Raw genomic sequence first — 21,489 nt, 5'->3', positions numbered from 1 at the left:
AATGGAATGAGGAAAACCATGCAAACTATCAAAGCGGCCGTCTGCCATGCGTTCGGCAAACCTCTGGTCATCGAGGACGTATTGATTGAGCCACCCGGCACGGGTGAAGTCGAAGTCACTCTGGATGCAGTTGCCATCTGTCATTCCGACATCTCATTCGCCAGCGGCGCATGGGGCGGATTTCTGCCTGCTGTTTATGGCCACGAAGCGGCTGGGGTGATCACCGCCGCGGGTGATGCGGTTGGCGAATTTCAGGTCGGTGACCCAGTTGTCGTCACGCTAATCCGGGCCTGCGGGTCGTGCCCATCTTGCGCCGGAGGCAAACCGACAATATGCGAAACACCGTTCGATACTAGCAAGGGTCCGCTGCATACCGCGGATGGGGCGCCTTTGGATCAGGCAATGGCTTGCGGCGCCTTTGCCGAAAAGGTTGTGGTCAGTCACCGTCAGATCGTGAAGATCCCACCGGCCCTGCCCAAGGACCTTGCCAGTTTGCTGTCCTGCGGTGTGATCACAGGTGTTGGTGCGGCTGTGAATGCCGCCAATCTGCGACCGGGTCAGGATGTTGTCGTGATCGGCGCAGGTGGTGTGGGCCTAAACGCCATTCAGGGCGCGCGCATCGCGGGGGCCCGGCGCATCGTGGCGGTCGACATGACCGAAGAGAAGTTGGAAATCGCCAAGGAATTCGGCGCGACCCACGGCGTATTGGCTAGCCTCAAGGAACCCTGGAAAGCCGTGTACAAAGCACTGGGAAATCGCGGAGCGGACGCCGTTCTGATCACCGTCGGTGCGATACCTGCCTATGATCAGGCCCCGCGCTATTTGGGTCGTGGGGGCAAGGCGATCATGATCGGAATGCCCCATTCGGGCGACATGTCCAGCTATGAGCCGGTTGTTCTGGCCGCGATGGGCCAGGGATTGGTCGGATCGAAAATGGGGGATGTGGTCATCCAGCGCGATATCCCGTGGATGATTGATTTGTATGAACAGGGACGGCTGAAGCTGGACGAGTTGATCTCGGGCCGTTGGTCCCTGTCGCAGATCAACGAGGCGATCGAGGACACCAAAACCGGATCAGCCAAGCGCAACGTGATTGTCTTTGACAACGACTGACGCCACCGGGCGGGAGGATACCGGATGAAACTGCAGGAACTCGACATCATCGTCACCGCCCCGCCTGCACCGGGCTGGGGCGGGCGCTATTGGATTTTGGTCAAAGTCACGACCGATACCGGGATCACGGGTTGGGGCGAATGCTATGCCTCATCCGTTGGCCCCGAGGCGATGCGCCATGTCATCCGAGATGTGTTCGAACGGCATATGCTGGGCGAAAACCCTGAAAACATCGAGCTGATGTTCCGCCGCGCCTATTCCAGCGGGTTCACCCAGCGCCCGGACCTGACGGTGATGGGTGCTTTTTCCGGGCTAGAGATTGCGTGTTGGGACATTCTGGGCAAGGATCGCGACCGTCCCGTCTATGCCCTGTTAGGCGGGCTGATGAATGACTGTATCCGCGCCTATACCTATCTCTACCCGCTGCCGCAGCATAACCTGTCCGATTTCTGGACCTCGGCCGATCAGGCGGCAGAAAGCGCTGCAGAAATGGTCCGGCAGGGGTTTACGGCGGTCAAGTTTGACCCGGCAGGTCCCTACACCATCCGCGGCGGGCACATGCCTGCGATGTCAGACATCGCGATGTCAGTTGCCTTCTGCAAAGCAATCCGCGATGCGGTTGGCGACAAGGCAGATCTGCTTTTTGGCACCCATGGGCAGTTCAACACCGCAGGTGCCATTCGACTGGGTCAGGCTTTGGAACCCTACTCTCCCCTGTGGTTCGAGGAACCGACACCACCCGACATGATCGAGGATATGGCCCGTGTCGCCCGCAATGTTCGCATTCCCGTTGCGACCGGCGAACGGATGACCACCAAAGCCGAATTTGGCGCCGTACTGCGCGCAGGTGCGGCGGAAATCCTGCAACCCGCCTTGGGCCGTGCAGGCGGCATCTGGGAGATGAAGAAAGTTGCCGCCATGGCCGAAGTGTTCAACGCTCAGATGGCACCTCATCTGTATGCCGGACCGGTTGAGTGGGCGGCAAACGTGCATCTGGCGGCATCCATCCCCAACCTCTTGTTGCTGGAAACCATCGAAACGCCGTTCCACCAACAATTGATCAAAGGCACCTTGCGCACTGAAGACGGTTTCGTGACTGCCCCAACCGCACCCGGCCTGGGCATTGATGTGGACGAAGACCTGGCCCGCGCGCACCCATATACTGGTGACGGGCTGCATCTGGAGATGCAGGAAGACCCCTGCGACTATGTCAACGGCAATGCGTTTCAGGGGGGTGCCCCGGCGAGCGACGCGTAAAGCACCTGGTCTCACCCCCTGGGCAAAACCCGCCGGCCAGGTCCGCAACCCCTAGTTTGAAACATACCCGGCGATAACCTGCATCAGTTTGAACGCTGTTGCGGCGTCGTTCTCAACCACCGCTAGGAATTCTTCCTCACCGATCCGCAAACAGGACAGGCCGGTTTCCGCAATCATGCTCAGCGCGCGTGGTTCTTTTCGGATCAGACCCAACTCACCCACCAGAGCGCCGGATCCGACCTTGGCAATCAACTGATCCGGACCTTCCAACTGAGGCAAGTACAGCCCTGCCTCGCCCTCAAGCACCACATAAGCACCATCAGTGGGTTGGTCGTCTTTCAAAAAGACGACCTCGCCGGGTTTGGCATCATACCAGCGCGCACCAAAGGCCAGCAGGCGCAACTGCCTGCGGTCCAGGCCCGAGAACAGCGGCGTCTGTTCCAACGCGCGCAGCTTGCGCGCCAGATCAGCTGAGGCTGCACTGTCTTCTTCCACTTCGCTGGGTCCTTCATCCGAAACCACCCTACCCTGCCGGATTTCCACATACATGTCGAATACCGCCGGGTTTTCGAACTGATCATTCAGATAGATCACTGTCGTGTCCGGCAACATTGACCGCAGGTTTTTGTACACGGCGACCTGTGTGGCCATGTCGTAGCTGGCCAGCGCATTCTCGAGGATCAGAATATCGGGCTTTTTGATTGTCGCGCGGGTAAAGGCCAGAGGTTCGGCAAACAGCGCCGGAAGGTTCTGCCCGCCCAGCGCAACTGGGACGTCATAGATCAATTCGACCACAAGCGGGCGCGCGCCGTTTTCGTCCAGAACATCCACGATCAGCTTGCGTACCTCATCCGAGCGCGTACCACCGATCTGGCTGACCTTGCCGAACAACGCGTTCTCCATCACGGTCAAACCGGGGGCGAATTCATCGCCGCGCAAGGGGACGAAGACATCCGACAACCGCTCCAACAGCTTTTCCGAATGGCTGTGGCGCAGTTCTAGGATGCGGTTCTTAAGCTCATCCGTGAAAGCTGGCCCAATCTGTTCGGCTGAAATCACCAACGGCACCGCCAGCAGATTGGCCAGCTGCTCATCGTTCAACCCGGCGACCCCGTCGTTTCGGGTCTGCTCAATGAGTTCCACAGCGGTTTCATAGGTCTTTGCCTCAAGCCCAAGCTTGCGGAACAACGGGTGATCAGTGCCATCCAGACCAAAAATCTGGCGCAGCATCTCGATCACGTCGCGGGTCAGGTTGACCAAAGTTTCATCCAGGCCCAACTCTCGCAATTGCCCCAGAAAGACCGTTTGGCCCGCCAGCAATTCCTGTGTGACCGGGACGCGTGGCGTTGCAAACAGCAGGTTTTCTGCCACCGGCAATGCAGGGTTATAGGTGTTGCGATCAAAAACCAGCGCCTGTTGTTCCAGCCCGGCTTTCAGCACAGCCTGTTGCACCAAGGGGCGCAGCTCAACCAGTTTGCGCGCCAGTTCCTGATGTTCTTTTGGATCGAAACTTTGTTCCGATCCGCGTTGAAAGAGGGCTGGGCCTGATCCCAAACCGTCGATCAGGTGCAGCCACCAGTCACGCAGCTCTGCCGGGCTGTTCAACCCGGCCAGCGAGGGATCAAGCCAGTCCGCCTGGAATGGGTCCGCGCTGTTTCCAGCCCGTTGAGTTTCGGCAAACGCCGGGTCCTCCACCGGGGCCGTCACCGGTTTGAACCGCATCGGCATCATGACGTTGTCGCCAAAAGTGCCCTGGAACATTACAGGACGGGATGAGGCATAGCCGATCCGCGCAGCCACGATACTTTGATGCACGCCAGACAGGTTTTCATCGCCAATCTCAACCCGGCCCGAGCTGGGCAATACCTCGCGCGTCAGCAACTCGGCCACGGCGCGCCTGTCTTCTTCGCTGGGGGTTGCAATCCCGATGGTTTGCCCGCTGGGGAACGCCAGATTCAGATCGTCCAGAACCTGATTGCCGTCCATGTCCCGAACCGAGACATGGGTCAGAACGATATCACCATTCAGACGCGGGCGCTTCTCGGGCTCGCCTTCGAACAGCTTTTCATCCGGCATGCCCGATGGCGCAAAGCGCTCTACAACCACATCCCATCGCAGCGACATGTCCTGGGTTTGGTTGTAGTAAGTCAGCAGTTCCTTCCAGGGGGAGCTGAGATCCTTGTACGCCGCCAGTGCCGCGACCAGCGCGCCCAGAGAAACCGAGCCCTGCAGCACCAACAGACCACCGACCAAGTAGAACATGAAAGGCGTCAGCTGCGATATGAAGTTGTTGATGAACTTCATAAAGAACTTCTTCTGGTAGATGTCGAACCGAATCGCGAAAAGCCGCCCCAGCTGATCCGAAATCATCGCCCGGCGATAGCGCCAGCCGCCGTTGGATCGCAATGTCGAAGCCCCAGCCGCGTTCTCACCGATCTGGGCCGCCAGCAAACGGACTTCCTGAATGCGTTCCTTGTTCAGCAGGTTGATCTGGCGCTGCAATTTGGGGATCAGCCAAGCCTGCAGCGGGATCAATGCAACGGCAGCCAGACCAAACCAGACGCTTTGCAGAAACAGGAAAGACAGAATCGTGATCATCTGCCCCGCCTGTAAAACCGGCTGGCTGATCGCGTCGCCCATCAGACCACCCATCGGCTCGCTTTCGGCGGTGATCATCGAAACCATTTCACCCTGACTGACCCGCTCGAAATAGGGCTGCGGAAAGCGCAAGGCGCGGTTGATCAACTGATACCGGAACCGGCGCAGCATCCGCTCGCTCAGCACGCCTTTCATGGTGTTGATCCGCATTTTCATCAGACCATGCGCCAGCACGGCCGCCAGAAATGCGCCACACAGGATGACAAGGAAAGTGGTCTGCTGCAGGCTATAGCCCCAGAATTCGACCACGGAACTGGTTGCACCAATCGCATCGTTAATTATGCGCTTAGGCAATTCCAACGTCAGATACAGCAACGGAAACAGCGTAGAGGTCACGGCCAGCAGGATCATCTGGTCGCGTTTCGAGTATTTCCAAATAAACCGGAAGATCGTGCGTTCTATGGAACCTGCCCCTGTTACGGATCACCGACCTGATATTGCCGAAAATGTCGTAAATCCAACAGTCTGAATTTACCGCAATCCGGGTCTGAGACGCAAATAGTTTCCAATTTGACCAGATTATCGCCGAGTGTGAACAAGTTCATTTGCGCAACTTCGGTTTAGCCCCTAAAGTTTCAACCAGGACGATTTCGGGAGGCCAATTTGAGTGCCAGCTTAGGCGCAGTGTTATTGATGATTTGCTTGTTGCAAATCAAACATATGTTTGCGGATTTCTACCTCCAGACGCCTAAAATGTTGTCCGGTCGTGGTGAGTATTTTCACTGGGGCCGTGCGCAGCATGCTGGAGTCCACATTGTGGGCTCAGTTATTGTATTCATGCTGTTTGGCGCACCATGGTCATTCATTTTGATCATCGCAGCGCTGGAATGGATTGTTCATTTCAACATTGATTTCGCCAAGGCCAGCTATTCAGACAAAAAGCAACTGGTGCCGAGCCAGGCCGCGTTCTGGCGTGCCGCCGGTTTGGATCAGTGCCTCCATAATCTGACATATGTAGCCATGGTCTGGGCCTGGGCAAGCTTCGCCGCCTAAAAGACCGGGTATTCTCAGGCTACATCTTCAAAAACGGGTGCTTGGTAGATGGATATCCATCGCCGGTCTATTGCGTCTATCTCAGTGGAATCGAAGCAGTCTTCCGCCTCCCAATAGCGTCCGGACGGAACCATGTAGCCCAGCATTTTTTCAGCGTGTAAAACTTCTTCCATTCGTTTTGTCGACGGCAACGAGCCTGCGGTCAGATCACCCAACCCCGCTGGCGGGAACAGCAACCGGCTGGCCCCGTTCGACAGCCTGACAACCCGGCAGTCTTGTTCTGCTCCAAACATCGCCAGCCGCGCCGATTTGGCCTCGAGCGAGCGCAGAGTTACATCTGTGCGCAACGGATCGGCCTCTCCGGTTCCATAGAAATGGGTTTTGCCGGTTTCGGGATACACCATGTCGCAGCCGCAATACGCCATGACCGCAGGCCGCAGCGCTGCAAGGGCCCAGTACCCGGCGGTGAACGCCATTGTCCCACCAGCATACACAAACCCCCCAAAATCGTTCTGCACAGGCACGTATTCCTCGGCCGAGACGATCCGTTGATGGTCCGCGATATTGTCGGGACGGTTTGCCCTCGGAAAATCCTCGGGGTGAATCAGAACATCCCAATCCGGACGAATACGCCAGGCATTGTTGATCGCAACAATATGGGTGAAGGCGTCACGGGGCCATGCCCGTGCCGTCACAGCGCTTGGCGCACTTCCAAGTATCAGAACTCGGTTCGTCGGTTCAGTCATCCCGGACCCTGCCGTTTTTGCAGCTTTCAGGATAGTTAGAGCATTTGGCAGCGCAAGCTAGCCCAGAACCGAAAAACTGCTTTCTTCATTGATCGGGCGCTTGCGGGAATAGAACCCGACATCGATCGCATGTTTGATATAGGGCAGTTCAAACTGCAGTGGCTGCGCGTCGTGATCCACCCCACCTTCGCAGTATTCGATCAGCGCGGTCATCATTTTGCCCGCAATTGGCGCGTTCTTGTATTGGTTCCCGCTGGTGCCGCAGGCCATGTAGAACCCCTGCAGGCTGGATTTGTCATAGATAGGAATCCAGTCCGTCGACGCGTCATACAGATCGACCACACCGCGGGTTTTGGACGGGATGCCAAGGCTGGGCACGCGTTGCGCATAACGCATCGCCTGCGTGGTCCATTGATCGGTGAAATCGTGATTGTAGTGCACGTCATCCTCGCACCATTGATGCGCATCACATTCCGGATCTTCCGAACCGATCAGGATGTGGTTGCCATGCTCAGGCCGGCAATAAAGCGCGATATCGCTGTCTGAAACGATTGTGCCCTGGTGTTCAAAATCAAACCCTTCGGGCGCAGGCACATGCACCACTTCTTGCCGCAGGGGGCGGGTTTCGATGGTCATGTCGTCCAGCACGCCTGCCAGCTTGTTGATGATGGCCGAGCCGGGCCCGGCTACATTTACAATAACCTTGGCGCGGATCTCTTCACCCGAGGCCAGTTTGACACCCGCCACGCGCCCGTCTTCTGCCAAAACCTCAACAACTTCTGCCCCGGTGCGCACCTCAGCGCCATGCTGTTTGGCCGCATCCATAAGGTTTTGCGCCGACAGGGCCGGATCGGTGACATACCCCGCCTGAGGCCAGAACACGCCCCCTTGCATCTTGCGCCCATTTGGTTGGCCAAAGTCAGGATCGTCCATACGTTTGGGCGGCGTAAAGCTGTCCAGGGAGTAAACCGGTAACCGGTCGACGATCTTCTTGGGCGACCACTCCTCGAACGGGCAATCCAGATCGGCGCTGTTTTTCATGTGCTTGTCCAGCATCCCGTTGGCGTCTGTTTTCATCACCAGACATCCCGTTTCGCGGAACTGCGCCAGATTGGCGTCGTCAGGCAGGCCCAGATATTCGGCCCAGTCGCGCCAGTAATGGTACCCCTCCCAGGCAAACGCCGTGCCGTCGAAGGTCGAATAATGCATCCGGATGATCGCGCAGGACCCGGCGGTCGAGCCATGACCAACCTGAGCGTTGCGGTCCAGCGACAGGGTTTTCCACCCCGCCTTGGCCATTTCAAACGCGACCGCTGCGCCGATCACACCTGTTCCGATGATGATTGCATCTGGTTGGCTCATGAGGGATCTCCTTTCCAATAGCGCTTTGAATAGGCGCTGAATTCTTCGACTTCCTCGGACATCGGTTCGACCCCGGTGAAGACGTAAAGATAGTGCGGAACCATTGCGATCCGCACCGACATGGGTTCGTTCAGCTGTGCAAGGTCATAGCCGATCTGCATGTAATACAGCACGCGGGCGCGAGTTTCGGCCTCAATCTCAGAATAACCATAGCGCGCGAACATCGCGTGCAGGGCCTGCAACCGACGGGCATCCGATTGGTCCAATGACCGCCGGACCTTGCCCGATTTACGTGCCCAGTCGCGCACGGCAAAATCCAGCGCCGTGTCAAACAGATCGGTGTTCACCACGCAGCGGTGCACGTTGCAAACTGCACCTGTGATAGTGTCTGCCGGGGCCTCGGACTGCGCGACAAGCGCGGCGGTATTGGTGGCCTGCCACCGGGCCAGTAGCGCATCCAGCAGCTCTTGCCTGGATTTGAAATACCAATAGAACGAAGACCGGGACACGGCCATCCGCTCGGCCAGGTTCAGAACCTTTATCTGGTCCACCCCGTCCGAGATCAGCACGTCCATCGCCACGTTCAGCCAATCGTCTCGCGTGACCTTGACGTTGCCGACCAGTGGTTCGGCCTCTGGATCATCACGGTGAAGGATGGGTTTGGTGTTCATTCAGCTTTCCGGCGGCGCGCCGCCCTCCTGAGTTCGTCGGGCAATAAACGTCTCGAGCGCGGCCAGCCCGTCGCCGTTTTGGTCCGGGGGTTCGAAATTAGCAAGGATGTCTTTCCAAACTCCGGTCGCCCGGTGGTTGGCGTCCACCGAGCCGCGTTCTGTCCAGGTTCCGAAATTGGCATAATCGTGCAGGTGCGGTTGGTAAAACTCGGTATTGTAACGCGCCATCGTCTGACTGGAGGCAAAGAAATGACCGCTGGGCTCCACCTCGGCCAGCGCGGTGTCAAAGCCAATCTCGTCGCGTCCGGCCTGGGCACCGGCGCATAGTTCCGCCACCATGTTCAGCACTTCGGCGTCGCAAACCAGTTTCTCAAAGGATACAGTCAGACCACCTTCCAACCAGCCAGCAGAATGGATAATCACCGTCGCCCCGGCCATCAGACAACCCCACAGACCAAACTGGTTTTCATTGGCCGCCTGGACATCATTGCTGTTCGAGGCCGACCCGGCCGCTGACCGCCAGGGTAAACCCAGATGCCGCGCCAATTGGCCAGCGGCCAGTGACGCCTGAAAATGCGAGGGCGTCCCAAAGGCCGGAGCGCCCGATTTCATATCAACATTGCTGGTGAATGTCCCGTAACAGACCGGCGCGCCGGGGTTGGTCAGTTGGGTCAGCGTCAGCGCCGCAAGCGCCTCGGCATGGGACAGAGTGATTGCGCCCGCAACGGTGATGGGTGCCATTGCCCCCATCAGAGTGAACGGCGTGATGATCGACATCTGGCCATATCGGGCAAAGTCAATCAAACCTTGGGCCATGGGGATATCGAGTGTCCGCGGACTGTTGGTATTGATGATCGTGTAGCAATGCGGATTGGCGCGGAAAACATCGTCTGAGAGACCACGCGCGGTGGACAACATCTCAAAGCAGTCCGTTACCTGCGGTGTCCCGCGCGAGAAGAAGAACGGGAACTTGTCCGTCAGTTCCATCTGCGCCCGCGTGGTGAAGTAGTGCCGCAGATGGGTCGGTACATCCTGCGGTTCGACCTGAGGCGAGATCATCTGAAATACATCAAAATGATGCGTGAGCTTCAGGAACTCCAGATAGTCCTGCCCTGTCGCCGGTCTCCGCCCGCGTTCCAGATCCGTGGCATTGGGGGCCCCGGCCCCCGGCTGGAACACCAACGAGCCCAATTCAAGCGTGAAATCCCGGTGCCGCGCGCCCGCCTGGCAAGCGATGGACTTGGGGGCCGAGGCAACCGCAGCCTCGACTATATCGTGCCCGATAAAGACCATTTCACTGTCTTCATCAACTTTTGCACCAGCCTTGGCGAATATCCTTCGCGCTTCGGGCAGCAGGACCCGGACGCCAAGCTCTTGCAGCATCCGCAGGGCAGTATCGTGCATATCCGCCATATGATCGGCCGGGAAAACCTCCATCTGCGGGAAGGGGTTTTTAAGCTGGCGGTAGTTCACACCGCGGCAAGGCTTTGGCGGGGCGTCTGCACCGCGCCCCCGCCGCCGTCTGCTCCGCTCGGGTGTTTGTGAGGTGACCATCAGCCCCTCATCGCCTTGCCCTGTGGATCATAAGGTGACGGCGCGATCACCCGCGCAGAGCATTCAACGCCAACCACATGGACGGACAGTTCCGTGCCCGGTTCTGCCTTGTCTTGGTTGACCAGCCCCATGGCCAGCGACTTGCCGGTGTAATGCCCGAACCCGCCCGAGGTGACGAACCCGACGCCGTCTTCGCCCGCCCAGATCGGCTCGTAGCCGCTGGCATCGGCGTCCAACGCGTCGACCTCAAGCGTGACCTGCACCTGCGCCGGCCCGTTTCCGTCCCGCTCGGCCAACGCGGCCTGTTTGCCGACAAACTCTTTGTCCCAGTCGATCCAGCGATCCATTCCGGTCATACTGGGCGTGTAGGCCTGGGTGAATTCTGCCGACCAGATGCCAAAGCTCTTCTCAAGCCGCGTTGACAGCATGGCGTTGAAACCGCATTCGCAAATGCCATTTTCGGCCCCGGCCTCAAGCAACATCCGGCGCAGCTTGATATGGTCGCCATAGCGGCAGTTGATTTCATAACCTTTTTCGCCGGTCACAGACATGCGCGCAACGCGGGCGCGCACCAGGCCGATGTCGAAATCACCGCAACCCATGAATTTCAGGCCCGAGATATCCTGTTCCGCCAGCTTTTCGATCACAGCCTGCGATTTCGGACCGACAAGGCCAAAGCCACAGTATTCCTCACCAAGATCGCGGATGGAAACACCGTCAATCATATGGTCATCGAACCAGCGCATATGCCAGGCGCGCAGGTAGTAACTGCCCATGATCCACCATGTGCCATCGCCCCAGTTGAGAACGGTCAGATCGCCTTTTAGGCGCCCATTCTCACCCAGCATCGGTGCCAGCTTGGCCCGCCCCGGCGCGGGCAGCTTCGACGCCATGACCTTGTCCAGCCAAATCTTGGCATTTGGTCCAGATACTTCGAACCGGGAAAAGCCCGTGATATCCAGCAGGCCGACGCCTTCGCGAATGGTCCGGCATTCTTCGGCCACTATGTCATGCGCGTTGGATCGTTTCAGCGTCGGCGTCTCTTCGAACCCCTGCGGTGCGAAATACAGCGGCACCTCAAGATCCCAGCTGACGCCCCATTTGCACCCGGCTTCGGTCATCGCGTCATGGGCCGGTGCCATTTTCATCGGGCGACCCGCGGGCAGTTGTTCGTTCGGATAGGTCATTACAAACCGGCGGGAATAGAACTGCCCGGTGGTTTCGCGAATATAGCGCTTGTTCTGGGCAAAATCGCCATAACGCGCCACATCCATCGGCCATGCGTCCGCCTCGGGTTCGCCCTGGATCATCCACTCGGCTAGCGTCTTGCCAACGCCGCCGCCCTGCAGGAAACCGGCCATAACTGCGCAGGCCGTCCAGTAACCGCGTTTGCCCGGAACGGGGCCCACCAGCGGATTGCCATCCGGCGAAAACGTAAACGCGCCATTCACCCACGTCTTGATGCCGACGTCCTGGATCGCGGGATAACGTTCAAAGCCCAGCGTCAGTTCGTTTTCGATCCGGTCGAGTTGTTCCTGAAACAGCTCTTCACCATAGTTCCAGGGCGCGCCATCCATCGCCCAATGTTCGTGATCGACCTCATAGATACCAATCAGGACGCCCTTCTGGTCCTGCCGCATATAGGTGAAACCTTCGAGATCGACGGTCATTGGCATCTCAAAATCAGCGGCGGCCACTTCGGGAATGGAATCGGTGATCAGATAATGGTGTTTCAAAGGCGAAACCGGCAGCTCAACCCCCGCCATACGCCCCACCTGTTTGGCCCAGAGGCCGGCGGCATTGACCACATGCTCACACGTGATCGTTCCTTTGTCGGTCACGACCTGCCAGCCGTCGTCTGTCTGGATCAACTCCTCGACCTTGGTTTCCTCGTAATACTCAGCGCCGCGTTTCTTGGCAGCCGTCGCGTAGGCCTGCACTGTGCCCGTGGTATCGATGTATCCTTCACGGTCGGCCCACATTGCCCCCAACACGCCGTCGGTCGACATGATCGGGCAGCGCCTCTGCGCTTCTTCCGGGGACAGCAATTCGCAATCGTCAATGCCAATGGATTGGAAAATCCGGTAATTCGCCTGCAGCCACTCCCAACGCTCCGGCGTTCCCGCAAGCGTCAGGCCGCCCGTCATATGCAGGCCGATATTCTGGCCGGATTCCTTTTCGATCTCGCTGAGCAGATCAATCGTATAGGCCTGTAGTGACGCCATATTGGGATCGGCGTTCAGCGCATGAATGCCCCCCGCCGCATGCCAGGACGACCCCGACGCCAGGCGCCGACGTTCCAGCATGACCACATCCGACCATCCGAACTTGGCCAGATGATACAGAACCGACGCACCCACAACGCCGCCGCCAATGACCACAACCCTATACTGAGATTTCATCCTGCTCTCCCCTGCATGATTGCAAAGGACGCTAGACGCACTGTTCACTTCTGTCTAGACATTTCTGTACAGTCCTGGCCGTCAGAAATCATGAAACCCGGTGGCAAGGTTTAAAGCTGCGCGCTGGGGCGCGAACCAATCCCTTCGAACCACGCCAGAGTGGCAGAATTTTCCTGCGGAATCCGCGCCTTAATGACGCGGGCAAAGTCCACAAAGACAAAGGCAGAGATATCGGCAAGGGTGAAATCCGGCCCGGCGATATAGGCGCTCTCAGACAGCCGCGTTTCCAACAGGTCAAAGAAAAGCCCGACCCGTACCGCCCCACGTTGGGCCAGCTCGGGAATCTGCGCGTGATTTACCGGACCCGGAATAGCCCGATCCGCAAAAGCCGGATGCGTATTTCGCAGGGTTTCAGCAATGGGCATCCCGCCTTGCTGTTCGACCAGGCTGTTCCACATCAAAACCAATCCCTTTTCGTCCGCCGTGCGTCCCATCAACGGCGGCTCGGGGCAACGGGCTTCGAGATATGCCGCGATCCCAAGGTTTTCGGTCAGCACTGTGCCTTGATCCGTAACCAGAACCGGAATGGTCGCATTCGGATTGACTGCTTTGAAAGCACCGCTCAGCTGTTCGCCCTTGGCGATCGAGATTTGCCGGGTTTCTATATCCAGCCCTTTTTCAGCAATGAACATGCGGGCCCGGCGCGGGTTGGGGGCAGTCGCGCAATCGTAGAATAGCATGGAAATATCCTCTTAGCCCGTCAGCGGCGATAGATAAAACATCGGCCATCCACTGCGGTGGGCGGCAAAGGCAATTCGGTCAGGGTGTCGAAATACATCCGGTCGCTGGACACCATCAGGCCACCTTCGGCTAGCAACGGTTCGATCAGCGGGGAAACGAATCTGGCAAAGGCATCGTTTTTTTCCCGGTTATGCCCTCCAAGGTCCGCATGGATAAGGCTGGCGGTGGCCCCGAAACGATCCAACGAGGCTGGCAGCGTCTCACGGACGTCACCCAGAATCACACGATCATCGGGCGGCGTCGAATCCGGATGAGAGGCAACCGCGCGCTCGAACACGTAAACAGGGCGGTTCTCAATGTACTGTACCATGTGATGGTACGTGCGGCCGTTGCCAAGACCCAGTTCGAATACAGGACCAGGCATCCCATGAGACTGTGAGATGGCGTAATCCAGACAGGTGCGCTGAGACACCATGCGGTCGATGAACAGATCCAATCTGCTTTGGGCGTCGGACACGGGGAAATCTCTCCTTGATACCAGTCGGCACGCAAGAAGTGGCCGACATGGTATGTGATGACAAATCCTACCGGCTTTGTGTAGGCAATTTGGCCTCAGTTTCACGTTTCCGCGACGTTTCGGCCCAAGAACGGGTTTGACTAGTCAGGCACAACCGCGCGAAACTGCGACAAAAAACACAGGGAGTTGATCAAGCCGATGCCGACCTACGGCCCTTCGGGTGGAATACCCGCATGACTGCGTTGCTGTCCGTCAGGGACCTCAGCATCGGATTTGGTGCGGGTGAGTCCGTTGTCCAAGGCGTGAATTTTGATGTTGAGGCCGGGCAGACGCTGGCTTTGGTCGGCGAATCCGGGTCGGGTAAAACCATTTCGTGCCGCGCCGCTTTGCGCATCCTGCCGCGCACCGCGCAGATTCGCAGCGGCTCTATTACCTTGAATGATTCCAAAGGCGTGGACGAGCTGATCTCGATCAGCGAACGCCAGATGCGGGACATCCGCGGCAATCGGGTTTCGATGATCTTTCAGGAACCGATGCGGTCGCTGTCGCCTCTGCACAAGATCGGCAATCAGGTCAGCGAAGTTCTGTGGCTGCATCGCGGCGCGTCCGAAGCGCAGGCCCGCAAAGAAGTGCTGGTGCAGTTTGAGCGTGTGGGGTTTCCCGATCCCCAGCGCGCCTATGATTCTTATCCGTTCGAGCTGTCTGGCGGCATGCGCCAGCGCGCCATGATCGCGATGGCGATGGTGGCCAAGCCGGAATTGCTGATTGCAGACGAGCCGACAACCGCACTGGACGTTACGACACAGGCGCAGGTTCTGGGGCTGATCAAAGAGCTTCAGCGCGAAACCGGCATGGCGCTGATCCTTGTGACCCATGATCTGGGCGTGGTGGCCAATATGGCCGAACAGGTGGTCGTCATGCACAAGGGCCGCGTGATGGAGGCCGGAGCTGCCGCGCCAGTCCTCACCGCACCGGCCCATCCCTATACCAAACAGCTGTTCGACGCCGCCCCCGCGATCCCTGACGAAGATTCCGTTGGACTGCCTATGCCGGACAAGGACCTGATCCTTCAGATGAAGGACGTGTCAAAGACATACACTATGCGGTCCAGCAAGGGCTGGCAGGGTGAGCGGTTGATACATGCTTGCCGCGGTGTTGATCTAAAGCTTGCACGGGGCAAGACACTTGCAGTTGTCGGCGAAAGCGGCTCGGGAAAAACGACGGCAGCCCGCATTGCGCTTGGGGCGGAACGCCCCAACCCCGGCGGTGAGGTGCTGTTCCGAACATCGCCCACCGAAGACCCAATTCCAGTCCATGACATGACCCGCGCCCAGCGCACCGCCTTTCAACGCAAGGCGCAAATGGTGTTTCAGGATCCCTACAGTTCCCTCAGCCCGCGGATGCGCGTTCAGGACGCCATGACCGAGCCTTTGGAGATCCACAAAGTTGGAACGACATCCGAACAGCGGGATAAGGCGGCCGAGATGCTGGAGCGGGTCGGTCTGAATTCCGACATGCTAAAACGCTACCCTCACGCGTTTTCCGGTGGTCAGCGCCAGCGCCTGTCCATTGCCCGCGCGATGATGCTGGACCCACAGCTTATCGTCTGTGACGAGCCGACCTCGGCTCTCGACGTGTCTGTGCAAGAGCAGATTCTGACACTGCTCGAGAATCTGCAGGACAGCCTGAACCTGTCCTATTTCTTTATCTCTCACGATCTGGCTGTTGTGGCGCGTATCGCCGACGAAGTCGCTGTCATGCGCCGAGGGCTAGTCGTTGAACAGGCGCCGCCCGAGACCCTTTTTTACAATCCCCGCCACCCTTACACCAAGGCTCTGATAGCCGCTCAACCGGAACCCGACATCAACCGCCCCATCGACCTAAAACTGGTTGCTTTGGGTGCTGGTTCACCAGACAGTTGGGATGACGCCTTCCGATTTACCGACTCCGTGATACCTTCTTTGGTAGAGATGGAGCCCGGCCATAAGGTACGATGCCATGTTTAAGACCACTCGCCCCCTGCTTCTGGCCGCTACGCTGGCTGTCAGTTGGATGCTGCCCGCCACGGCAGACACACCCGCCCCTCAGGAAGGTGAATTCTGGAAATCCGAGGTGACAGCGGGGCATCTGCCCCCGGTGCAGGAACGCCTGCCGGTCGAGCCATTGGTTGTGGATCTTGGTGCCAAAGGGCGCGCGTTCGGAACGCCGGGCGGAACATTGCGCACCATGGTTACGCGGTCCAAGGATATCCGCCAGATGGTTGTCTACGGCTATGCGCGGCTGGTGGGATTTAATGAAAAATACGAAATCGTACCTGATCTGCTGCAGTCGTTCGAGAATGAAGACAATCGCAAGTTCACCCTGCACTTGCGGGATGGGCATAAGTGGTCGGATGGCTCTCCGTTCACATCCGAGGATTTTCGCTACTGGTGGGATGACGTTGCCAATAACGACCTTCTAAGCCCCTCAGGCCCGCCGGATTTCCTGATCGTCGAAGGCAAGACACCGACAGTCACTTTCCCAGACGAGGTCACGGTTGTCTATGAATGGGAAGATCCAAACCCGGACTTTCTACAATCGCTGGCACAGGCCAGACCGCCCTTTATTTATCGACCATCCGCGTTTTTGAAACAGTATCACGAGCAATATGCCGATGCGGAAGAACTGGCGTTTCAGGTCGACGATGCCCGCGTCAAAAGCTGGGCGGCGCTGCATAACAAACTGGATAACCTGTATAAGTTCGACAACCACGAATTGCCTACTTTGCAGCCCTGGTTAAATGCCAGTTCCGGCAAGAAGATCAGGCATAACTTCGTGCGCAACCCCTATTATCACCGCATCGACAGCAATGGTGTGCAGCTGCCCTATATTGACGTGGTCGAGATGGAGATCGTGGCCCCCGGCCTTGTCGCCGCAAAGACAAACGCAGGTGAAAGCGATCTGCAGGGTCGTGGATTGGCCTTCCGCGACGCTTCTATCCTGAAAAAAGGTGAGGCAGGCGGAGACTACAAAACGTTGTTGTGGAATACCGGGGTGGCCTCGCAAATTGCGATCTATCCCAACCTGAACTTTGCCGATGAGGGCTGGCGCGACGTTCTGCGCGACGTCCGTGTACGCCGTGCTTTGTCGCTGGCAATTGATCGCAAGACCATCAATCAGGCGCTGTATTTCAAACTCGCCAAACCGGGTGCGATGTCGGTGCTGCCGGCCTCGCCCTTTTACGATGAGGAAAACGCGCAATCCTGGGCCCAGTATGACACCGACATGGCCAATACCCTGCTGGATGAGGCTGGCCTGACCGAACGTGACAAGAACGGCGTTCGCCTTTTGCCTGACGGCCGCCCGATGGAGCTGGTCATCGAAACCGCAGGCGAGCGGCAAGAGGTTGAAAACGCCCTCCAGATCGTGACGGATACATGGCGTGACATTGGTGTGGATCTTGTGATGCGCCCGCTGGACCGAGACATCCTGCGCAACCGGGTTTTCGCGGGCAGCACCATGGCCTCGGTCTGGTTCGGCTGGGATGATGGTATCCCGCAGGTCCACACATCCCCGGCCTATCTGGCGCCGACCGATCAGGTGTTTCTGGCCTGGCCTAAATGGGGCCAGTATTACCAGACCGGAGGCGAAGTTGGCGAAGCCCCGGACATGCCCGAGGCGGAACGCCTGATGCAACTGGCCCATGACTGGGAAGTTGCCAACACAGATGAAGAGCGCGAGGCAGTCTGGACCGAAATGCTCAATATCCACGCAGATCAATTGTATGCCATTGGCATCCTGAACGGCGCGCCACAGCCGATTGTTGTATCGAACCGTTTGCGCAACGTCCCCGAACAGGCCATGTGGGCCTGGGAACCCGGCGCGCATTTCGGCATTCACCGTCCGGACGAATTTTTCTTCGCCGACTGACAGGAGCAGCTAAATGGTCATGCTGCGCTATGCGGTGTATCGCTTTTTCACGATGCTGCTGACACTGTTGGTGGTGTCGGTTCTGGTTTTCGTGATTATCAACCTGCCACCTGGCGACTATCTGAGCAATCAGATCGCCGAGTTGCAGGCCTCGGGCCAATCCGCCGGTGTGGCCAAGGCCGAGTTCCTGCGCGCGGAATATGCGCTGGATCGCCCGATGTGGGAGCAATATCTGATCTGGATTGGTTTTTGGCCCGGTCCGCATGGGTTCGAAGGCCTGTTGCAGGGCAATTACGGCTGGTCCTTTGAGTTTGACCGTCCGGTGGCCGAAATTGTCGGCGACACTCTTTGGCTGACCGTTGTGGTCAACCTTGCGGCCATCCTGTTTGTCTATGCTGTGGCCCTGCCGCTGGGTGTGCTCGCCGCTGCGAAATCGCGGACGTGGATCGACTATACGTCGGCCTTTGTGGGCTATCTGGGCCTGGCCACGCCGAACTTTCTGCTGGCGCTGATCCTGTTTTACTACGGCCACCGCTATTTCAACCTGCCCATTGGCGGCCTGATGGATCCTTCGTTCGAAGGGTTGCCGATGAGCTGGGAGAAATTGAAATCCATCCTCATCCACCTGATTGTTCCAACCTTCGTGATCGGGACTTCGGGCGCATCGGCAATGATGCAGCGACTGCGAGCGAACATGCTGGACGAACTTGGCAAACCCTATGTGGAAACTGCCATCGCAAAAGGCATGGCCCCGTCTCGGATGCTGACAAAATACCCGCTGCGCGTGGCGTTCAACCCCTTTGTCGCTGATATCGGTAACCTGCTGCCGTCGATGATCTCAGGCTCGGTTTTGGTTTCGGTTGTTCTGGGCCTGCAAACCATTGGCCCCACCTTGCTGACGGCGTTGAAAACGCAGGATCAGTTTCTGTCAGCCTTCATTTTGATGTTCGTGGCCCTGCTAACTCTGATCGGCACCATGATCTCTGACATTCTGCTGGTCATGCTCGATCCGCGTATCCGGTATGAGGGGCGTGAAGCATGACCAAACTACCCGATGGTCGCTATGTCGACGATGCCCCCTTCGACCCCGAGGCCTCTCTTCAACAGCTTGAGCGCGCCGATCTGGACGCGCCGAACTGGATCTTGGTGTGGCGCAAGTTCAGAACCCATAAGCTGGGGCTGATCTCGGGCATTTTCCTGCTGCTGTGTTACGTGATGCTGCCCTTTGCCGGGTTCATCGCACCCTATGGACCAAATGAACGAAACGGAGAGCATCTGTACGCGCCCCCACAAAGCGTCAACTGGTTCTACGAGGGCGAGTTTATCGGCCCCTATGTCTTTCCCATTGTGGCCGAGGCCGATCTTGAAACCTTTCAGTGGACGTTTGTGCCCGCCACGGATGACCCGCGTTCAGTCCGATTTTTCTGCGAAGGGTCAGAATACAAACTGGCCGGTCTGATCAAAACCGACACGCATCTGTTCTGCGCTCCCGAAGGGGCGACCCTGTTCCTGTGGGGGTCCGACCGCCTGGGCCGCGACGTGTTCAGCCGCATCCTCTATGGCGCACAATTATCGCTGACGGTGGGTTTGATCGGCATTTCCGTCTCATTCACACTTGGCATCTTATTCGGCTCGATCGCCGGGTATTTCGGCGGCAAGATCGACTGGGTGATTAACCGCGTGATTGAGATTCTGCGCTCTCTGCCTGAACTACCGCTCTGGCTAGCGCTGTCTGCGGCCGTGCCGTCGAACTGGAGTCCCGTTGCGGTGTTCTTCATTATCTCAATCATCCTCGGGATACTGGATTGGCCCGGGCTGGCCCGATCCGTGCGCGCCAAATTCCTGTCCCTCCGCGAAGAAGAATATGTTCGCGCGGCTGAGATGATGGGCGCAAGTTCGGGCCGGGTGATCCGAAAACACCTGCTGCCCAATTTCATGTCGCACCTGATTGCCTCGGCCACCCTGTCGATCCCGGCTATGATCCTCGGGGAGACCGCGCTCAGCTTCCTTGGCCTTGGCCTGCGGGCCCCTGCGGTCAGCTGGGGGGTGATGCTGAACGACGCCCAAAACCTGGCTTCGATCGAGATCTACCCGTGGACGGCCATCCCGATGCTGCCGATCATCGTCATCGTGCTTGCCTTCAACTTCCTCGGCGACGGGTTGCGCGACAGTCTGGACCCGTATCAGCAATGACCCTGATCTCTGCCCTTCCTGCGTCGGACAGTTTCGAAACGACCGGAAAAGGAGCACGGCCCAGCGTTTTTGCAGTATCCGAGCTGGCCACGGCCAGTTTTGCCGCCGTGGGTCAGGAGCTGGCGCGGCTCGTGGCGGCGCTGAACCTTGCGCCCCAGCCGCCCGGGTTTTCGGTTGATCACCGGCTTGCCTCTCTCTGGTATGGGTATTCCTTCCAGCCCGAAGGCTGGGACATGCCCAACCTCTGGGACGCCATCGCCGGGGATTATCAGGCTGCAGACGGCTGGATCAGGTTGCACACCAACCTGCCCCATCACAGAGCAGCGGCACTGAAGGTTCTGAAGACAGCACCGGATCGGGACGCCGTTGCGCAAGCGCTGAGGGGGTGGACCGTCGCGGGTCTGGAAACCGACATTGTTGCCGCAGGCGGGGTTGCGGCAGCGATGCGCAGCCGGTCGGACTGGCTCGAGCATCCGCAGGGCCGTGCGGTGTCGCGCGATCCGTTGATCGGTTGGCACAGCCCACGCCGTATCAAGCTGCGCGACAGGTCTGAGGCCACAATCGCGCGGCCATTGACCGGTTTGCGGGTTCTGGACCTCACTCGCGTTCTGGCGGGTCCGGTATCAACCCGCACGCTTGCGGGGTTCGGGGCCGAGGTGCTGCGTATAGACCCGCCCGGCTGGGACGAACCCGGCGTAATCCCCGATATTTCTCTGGGTAAGCGCTGCGCGTATCTTGACCTGAAAACACCAACCGGGCTGGAGAAACTGCATACGTTGCTGTCCCAGGCTGATGTCTTTGTGCACGGGTACCGGCCCGGCGCGCTGGATGCCCTTGGGCTGGGCAAGGTCAAACGCGATGAAATTGCCCCCAACAGGGTCGAGATTACCTTGGACGCCTATGGCTGGCAGGGGCCCTGGTCCAACAGGCGTGGCTTTGACAGCCTTGTTCAGATGAGCGCCGGGATCGCGGATGCGGGCCGTGCCTGGGCAAAAACTGACCGGCCCACGCCATTGCCGGTTCAAGCGCTGGACCACGCAACCGGGTATCTGATGGCTGCCGCCGTTTTGTCGGCGATGGCCGAGGCCGCCTCTGGGAACGCGATCATGCATGCCCAACTGTCGCTGGCCCGTACGGCCGAGCTGTTGGCCGCACTGGGCAAGGCTGATGCGGACGAAGATATCACCGACGCAAAACCCGAGGATTATGCCCAGAAACAAGAAGCTTCTGACTGGGGTCTGGGTCAGCGCCTGAAACCTGCACTCTCGGTGGGGGCCGCCCGAATGTCCTGGCCCCTGCCCGCATCGAAACTGGGAACGTCTCAACCGAACTGGCAGTCGCAAACAGTCTGAGCAGACCGCCGCGCGGTACGC

At 58.5% G+C, this 21,489-nt stretch carries 16 protein-coding genes; 8 read left to right on the top strand and 8 right to left on the bottom strand.

Going from position 1 to position 21,489, the window contains the following annotated elements; genetic code table 11:
• Window positions 1–18: 18 nt before the first annotated feature.
• Both SJY13_RS19630 and SJY13_RS19625 read left to right on the top strand, forming a co-directional pair.
• Entirely contained in the window at window positions 19–1,113 is a 1,095-nt protein-coding gene (locus SJY13_RS19630; protein WP_377193347.1) for a Zn-dependent alcohol dehydrogenase, read from the top strand.
• Between the two features lie 24 nt (window positions 1,114–1,137).
• On the top strand, window positions 1,138–2,370 hold the full coding sequence (locus SJY13_RS19625; protein ID WP_377193345.1) for a mandelate racemase/muconate lactonizing enzyme family protein: 1,233 nt from the start codon (window positions 1,138–1,140) through the stop codon (window positions 2,368–2,370).
• A 51-nt stretch (window positions 2,371–2,421) separates the two neighbouring features.
• Here SJY13_RS19625 and SJY13_RS19620 read toward each other — a convergent pair whose 3' ends face one another.
• Window positions 2,422–5,379 carry an ABC transporter transmembrane domain-containing protein gene (locus tag SJY13_RS19620; RefSeq protein WP_377193343.1) on the bottom strand — a complete coding sequence of 986 codons (2,958 nt, stop codon included), beginning with the start codon at window positions 5,377–5,379 and terminating at the stop codon, window positions 2,422–2,424.
• A 282-nt stretch (window positions 5,380–5,661) separates the two neighbouring features.
• Here SJY13_RS19620 and SJY13_RS19615 point away from each other — a divergent pair, with 282 nt between their 5' ends.
• A complete protein-coding gene (locus SJY13_RS19615; protein WP_377193720.1) occupies window positions 5,662–6,021 on the top strand; it encodes a DUF3307 domain-containing protein in 360 nt (119 codons plus the stop codon).
• Window positions 6,022–6,035: 14 nt separating this feature from the next.
• On the opposite strand, the gene SJY13_RS19610 is transcribed toward SJY13_RS19615, so the two are convergent.
• From SJY13_RS19610 to SJY13_RS19580, 7 genes are all read right to left on the bottom strand, one after another.
• On the bottom strand, window positions 6,036–6,767 hold the full coding sequence (locus tag SJY13_RS19610) for a hypothetical protein (protein ID WP_377193341.1): 732 nt from the start codon (window positions 6,765–6,767) through the stop codon (window positions 6,036–6,038).
• Window positions 6,768–6,824: 57 nt separating this feature from the next.
• Window positions 6,825–8,129 carry an NAD(P)/FAD-dependent oxidoreductase gene (locus SJY13_RS19605; RefSeq protein ID WP_377193339.1) on the bottom strand — a complete coding sequence of 435 codons (1,305 nt, stop codon included), beginning with the start codon at window positions 8,127–8,129 and terminating at the stop codon, window positions 6,825–6,827.
• Window positions 8,126–8,800: a TetR/AcrR family transcriptional regulator gene (locus SJY13_RS19600; RefSeq protein WP_377193337.1), complete on the bottom strand. Its 675-nt coding sequence runs from the start codon at window positions 8,798–8,800 to the stop codon at window positions 8,126–8,128. The genes SJY13_RS19605 and SJY13_RS19600 overlap by 4 nt, the downstream gene beginning before the upstream one ends.
• On the bottom strand, window positions 8,801–10,354 hold the full coding sequence (locus SJY13_RS19595) for a trimethylamine methyltransferase family protein (protein WP_377193335.1): 1,554 nt from the start codon (window positions 10,352–10,354) through the stop codon (window positions 8,801–8,803). It lies immediately after the preceding gene.
• Window positions 10,354–12,756 (bottom strand): GcvT family protein, encoded by a 2,403-nt coding sequence (locus SJY13_RS19590; RefSeq protein WP_377193333.1) that lies wholly within the window; start codon window positions 12,754–12,756, stop codon window positions 10,354–10,356. The genes SJY13_RS19595 and SJY13_RS19590 overlap by 1 nt, the downstream gene beginning before the upstream one ends.
• Window positions 12,757–12,866: 110 nt before the next feature.
• Complete coding sequence (locus SJY13_RS19585; protein ID WP_377193331.1) at window positions 12,867–13,496, bottom strand: glutathione S-transferase family protein; 630 nt, start codon at window positions 13,494–13,496, stop codon at window positions 12,867–12,869.
• A 20-nt stretch (window positions 13,497–13,516) separates the two neighbouring features.
• Window positions 13,517–14,014: a class I SAM-dependent methyltransferase gene (locus SJY13_RS19580; RefSeq protein ID WP_377193329.1), complete on the bottom strand. Its 498-nt coding sequence runs from the start codon at window positions 14,012–14,014 to the stop codon at window positions 13,517–13,519.
• Window positions 14,015–14,247: 233 nt separating this feature from the next.
• On the opposite strand from SJY13_RS19580, the gene SJY13_RS19575 reads away from it, so the two are divergent.
• The 5 genes from SJY13_RS19575 to SJY13_RS19555 are packed head-to-tail and all read left to right on the top strand — an operon-like array spanning window position 14,248 to window position 21,468.
• Window positions 14,248–16,020 carry an ABC transporter ATP-binding protein gene (locus tag SJY13_RS19575; RefSeq protein ID WP_377193327.1) on the top strand — a complete coding sequence of 591 codons (1,773 nt, stop codon included), beginning with the start codon at window positions 14,248–14,250 and terminating at the stop codon, window positions 16,018–16,020.
• Complete coding sequence (locus SJY13_RS19570; RefSeq protein WP_377193325.1) at window positions 16,013–17,923, top strand: ABC transporter substrate-binding protein; 1,911 nt, start codon at window positions 16,013–16,015, stop codon at window positions 17,921–17,923. The genes SJY13_RS19575 and SJY13_RS19570 overlap by 8 nt, the downstream gene beginning before the upstream one ends.
• Window positions 17,924–17,936: 13 nt before the next feature.
• A complete protein-coding gene (locus SJY13_RS19565; RefSeq protein ID WP_377193323.1) occupies window positions 17,937–18,965 on the top strand; it encodes an ABC transporter permease in 1,029 nt (342 codons plus the stop codon).
• Entirely contained in the window at window positions 18,962–20,116 is a 1,155-nt protein-coding gene (locus SJY13_RS19560; protein ID WP_085824310.1) for an ABC transporter permease, read from the top strand. Before SJY13_RS19565 ends, SJY13_RS19560 begins: the two co-directional genes overlap by 4 nt.
• On the top strand, window positions 20,113–21,468 hold the full coding sequence (locus tag SJY13_RS19555) for a CoA transferase (RefSeq protein WP_377193321.1): 1,356 nt from the start codon (window positions 20,113–20,115) through the stop codon (window positions 21,466–21,468). The genes SJY13_RS19560 and SJY13_RS19555 overlap by 4 nt, the downstream gene beginning before the upstream one ends.
• The last annotated feature ends 21 nt before the right edge of the window (window positions 21,469–21,489 follow it).

Origin of the sequence: Ruegeria meonggei (assembly GCF_042768335.1) — a bacterium.
GTDB lineage: Bacteria > Pseudomonadota > Alphaproteobacteria > Rhodobacterales > Rhodobacteraceae > Ruegeria > Ruegeria meonggei.
This window is presented reverse-complemented; position numbering and strand designations above follow the sequence as displayed.

Bases quoted from the DNA above. Each gene is read 5' to 3' on its own strand.
- SJY13_RS19630 (WP_377193347.1), top strand. From the start codon at position 19: ATGCAAACTATCAAAGCGGCCGTCTGCCATGCGTTCGGCAAACCTCTG.
- SJY13_RS19625 (WP_377193345.1), top strand. From the start codon at position 1,138: ATGAAACTGCAGGAACTCGACATCATCGTCACCGCCCCGCCTGCACCG.
- SJY13_RS19620 (WP_377193343.1), bottom strand. From the start codon at position 5,379: ATGATCCTGCTGGCCGTGACCTCTACGCTGTTTCCGTTGCTGTATCTG.
- SJY13_RS19615 (WP_377193720.1), top strand. From the start codon at position 5,662: ATGATTTGCTTGTTGCAAATCAAACATATGTTTGCGGATTTCTACCTC.
- SJY13_RS19610 (WP_377193341.1), bottom strand. From the start codon at position 6,767: ATGACTGAACCGACGAACCGAGTTCTGATACTTGGAAGTGCGCCAAGC.
- SJY13_RS19605 (WP_377193339.1), bottom strand. From the start codon at position 8,129: ATGAGCCAACCAGATGCAATCATCATCGGAACAGGTGTGATCGGCGCA.
- SJY13_RS19600 (WP_377193337.1), bottom strand. From the start codon at position 8,800: ATGAACACCAAACCCATCCTTCACCGTGATGATCCAGAGGCCGAACCA.
- SJY13_RS19595 (WP_377193335.1), bottom strand. From the start codon at position 10,354: ATGGTCACCTCACAAACACCCGAGCGGAGCAGACGGCGGCGGGGGCGC.
- SJY13_RS19590 (WP_377193333.1), bottom strand. From the start codon at position 12,756: ATGAAATCTCAGTATAGGGTTGTGGTCATTGGCGGCGGCGTTGTGGGT.
- SJY13_RS19585 (WP_377193331.1), bottom strand. From the start codon at position 13,496: ATGCTATTCTACGATTGCGCGACTGCCCCCAACCCGCGCCGGGCCCGC.
- SJY13_RS19575 (WP_377193327.1), top strand. From the start codon at position 14,248: ATGACTGCGTTGCTGTCCGTCAGGGACCTCAGCATCGGATTTGGTGCG.
- SJY13_RS19570 (WP_377193325.1), top strand. From the start codon at position 16,013: ATGTTTAAGACCACTCGCCCCCTGCTTCTGGCCGCTACGCTGGCTGTC.
- SJY13_RS19565 (WP_377193323.1), top strand. From the start codon at position 17,937: ATGGTCATGCTGCGCTATGCGGTGTATCGCTTTTTCACGATGCTGCTG.
- SJY13_RS19560 (WP_085824310.1), top strand. From the start codon at position 18,962: ATGACCAAACTACCCGATGGTCGCTATGTCGACGATGCCCCCTTCGAC.
- SJY13_RS19555 (WP_377193321.1), top strand. From the start codon at position 20,113: ATGACCCTGATCTCTGCCCTTCCTGCGTCGGACAGTTTCGAAACGACC.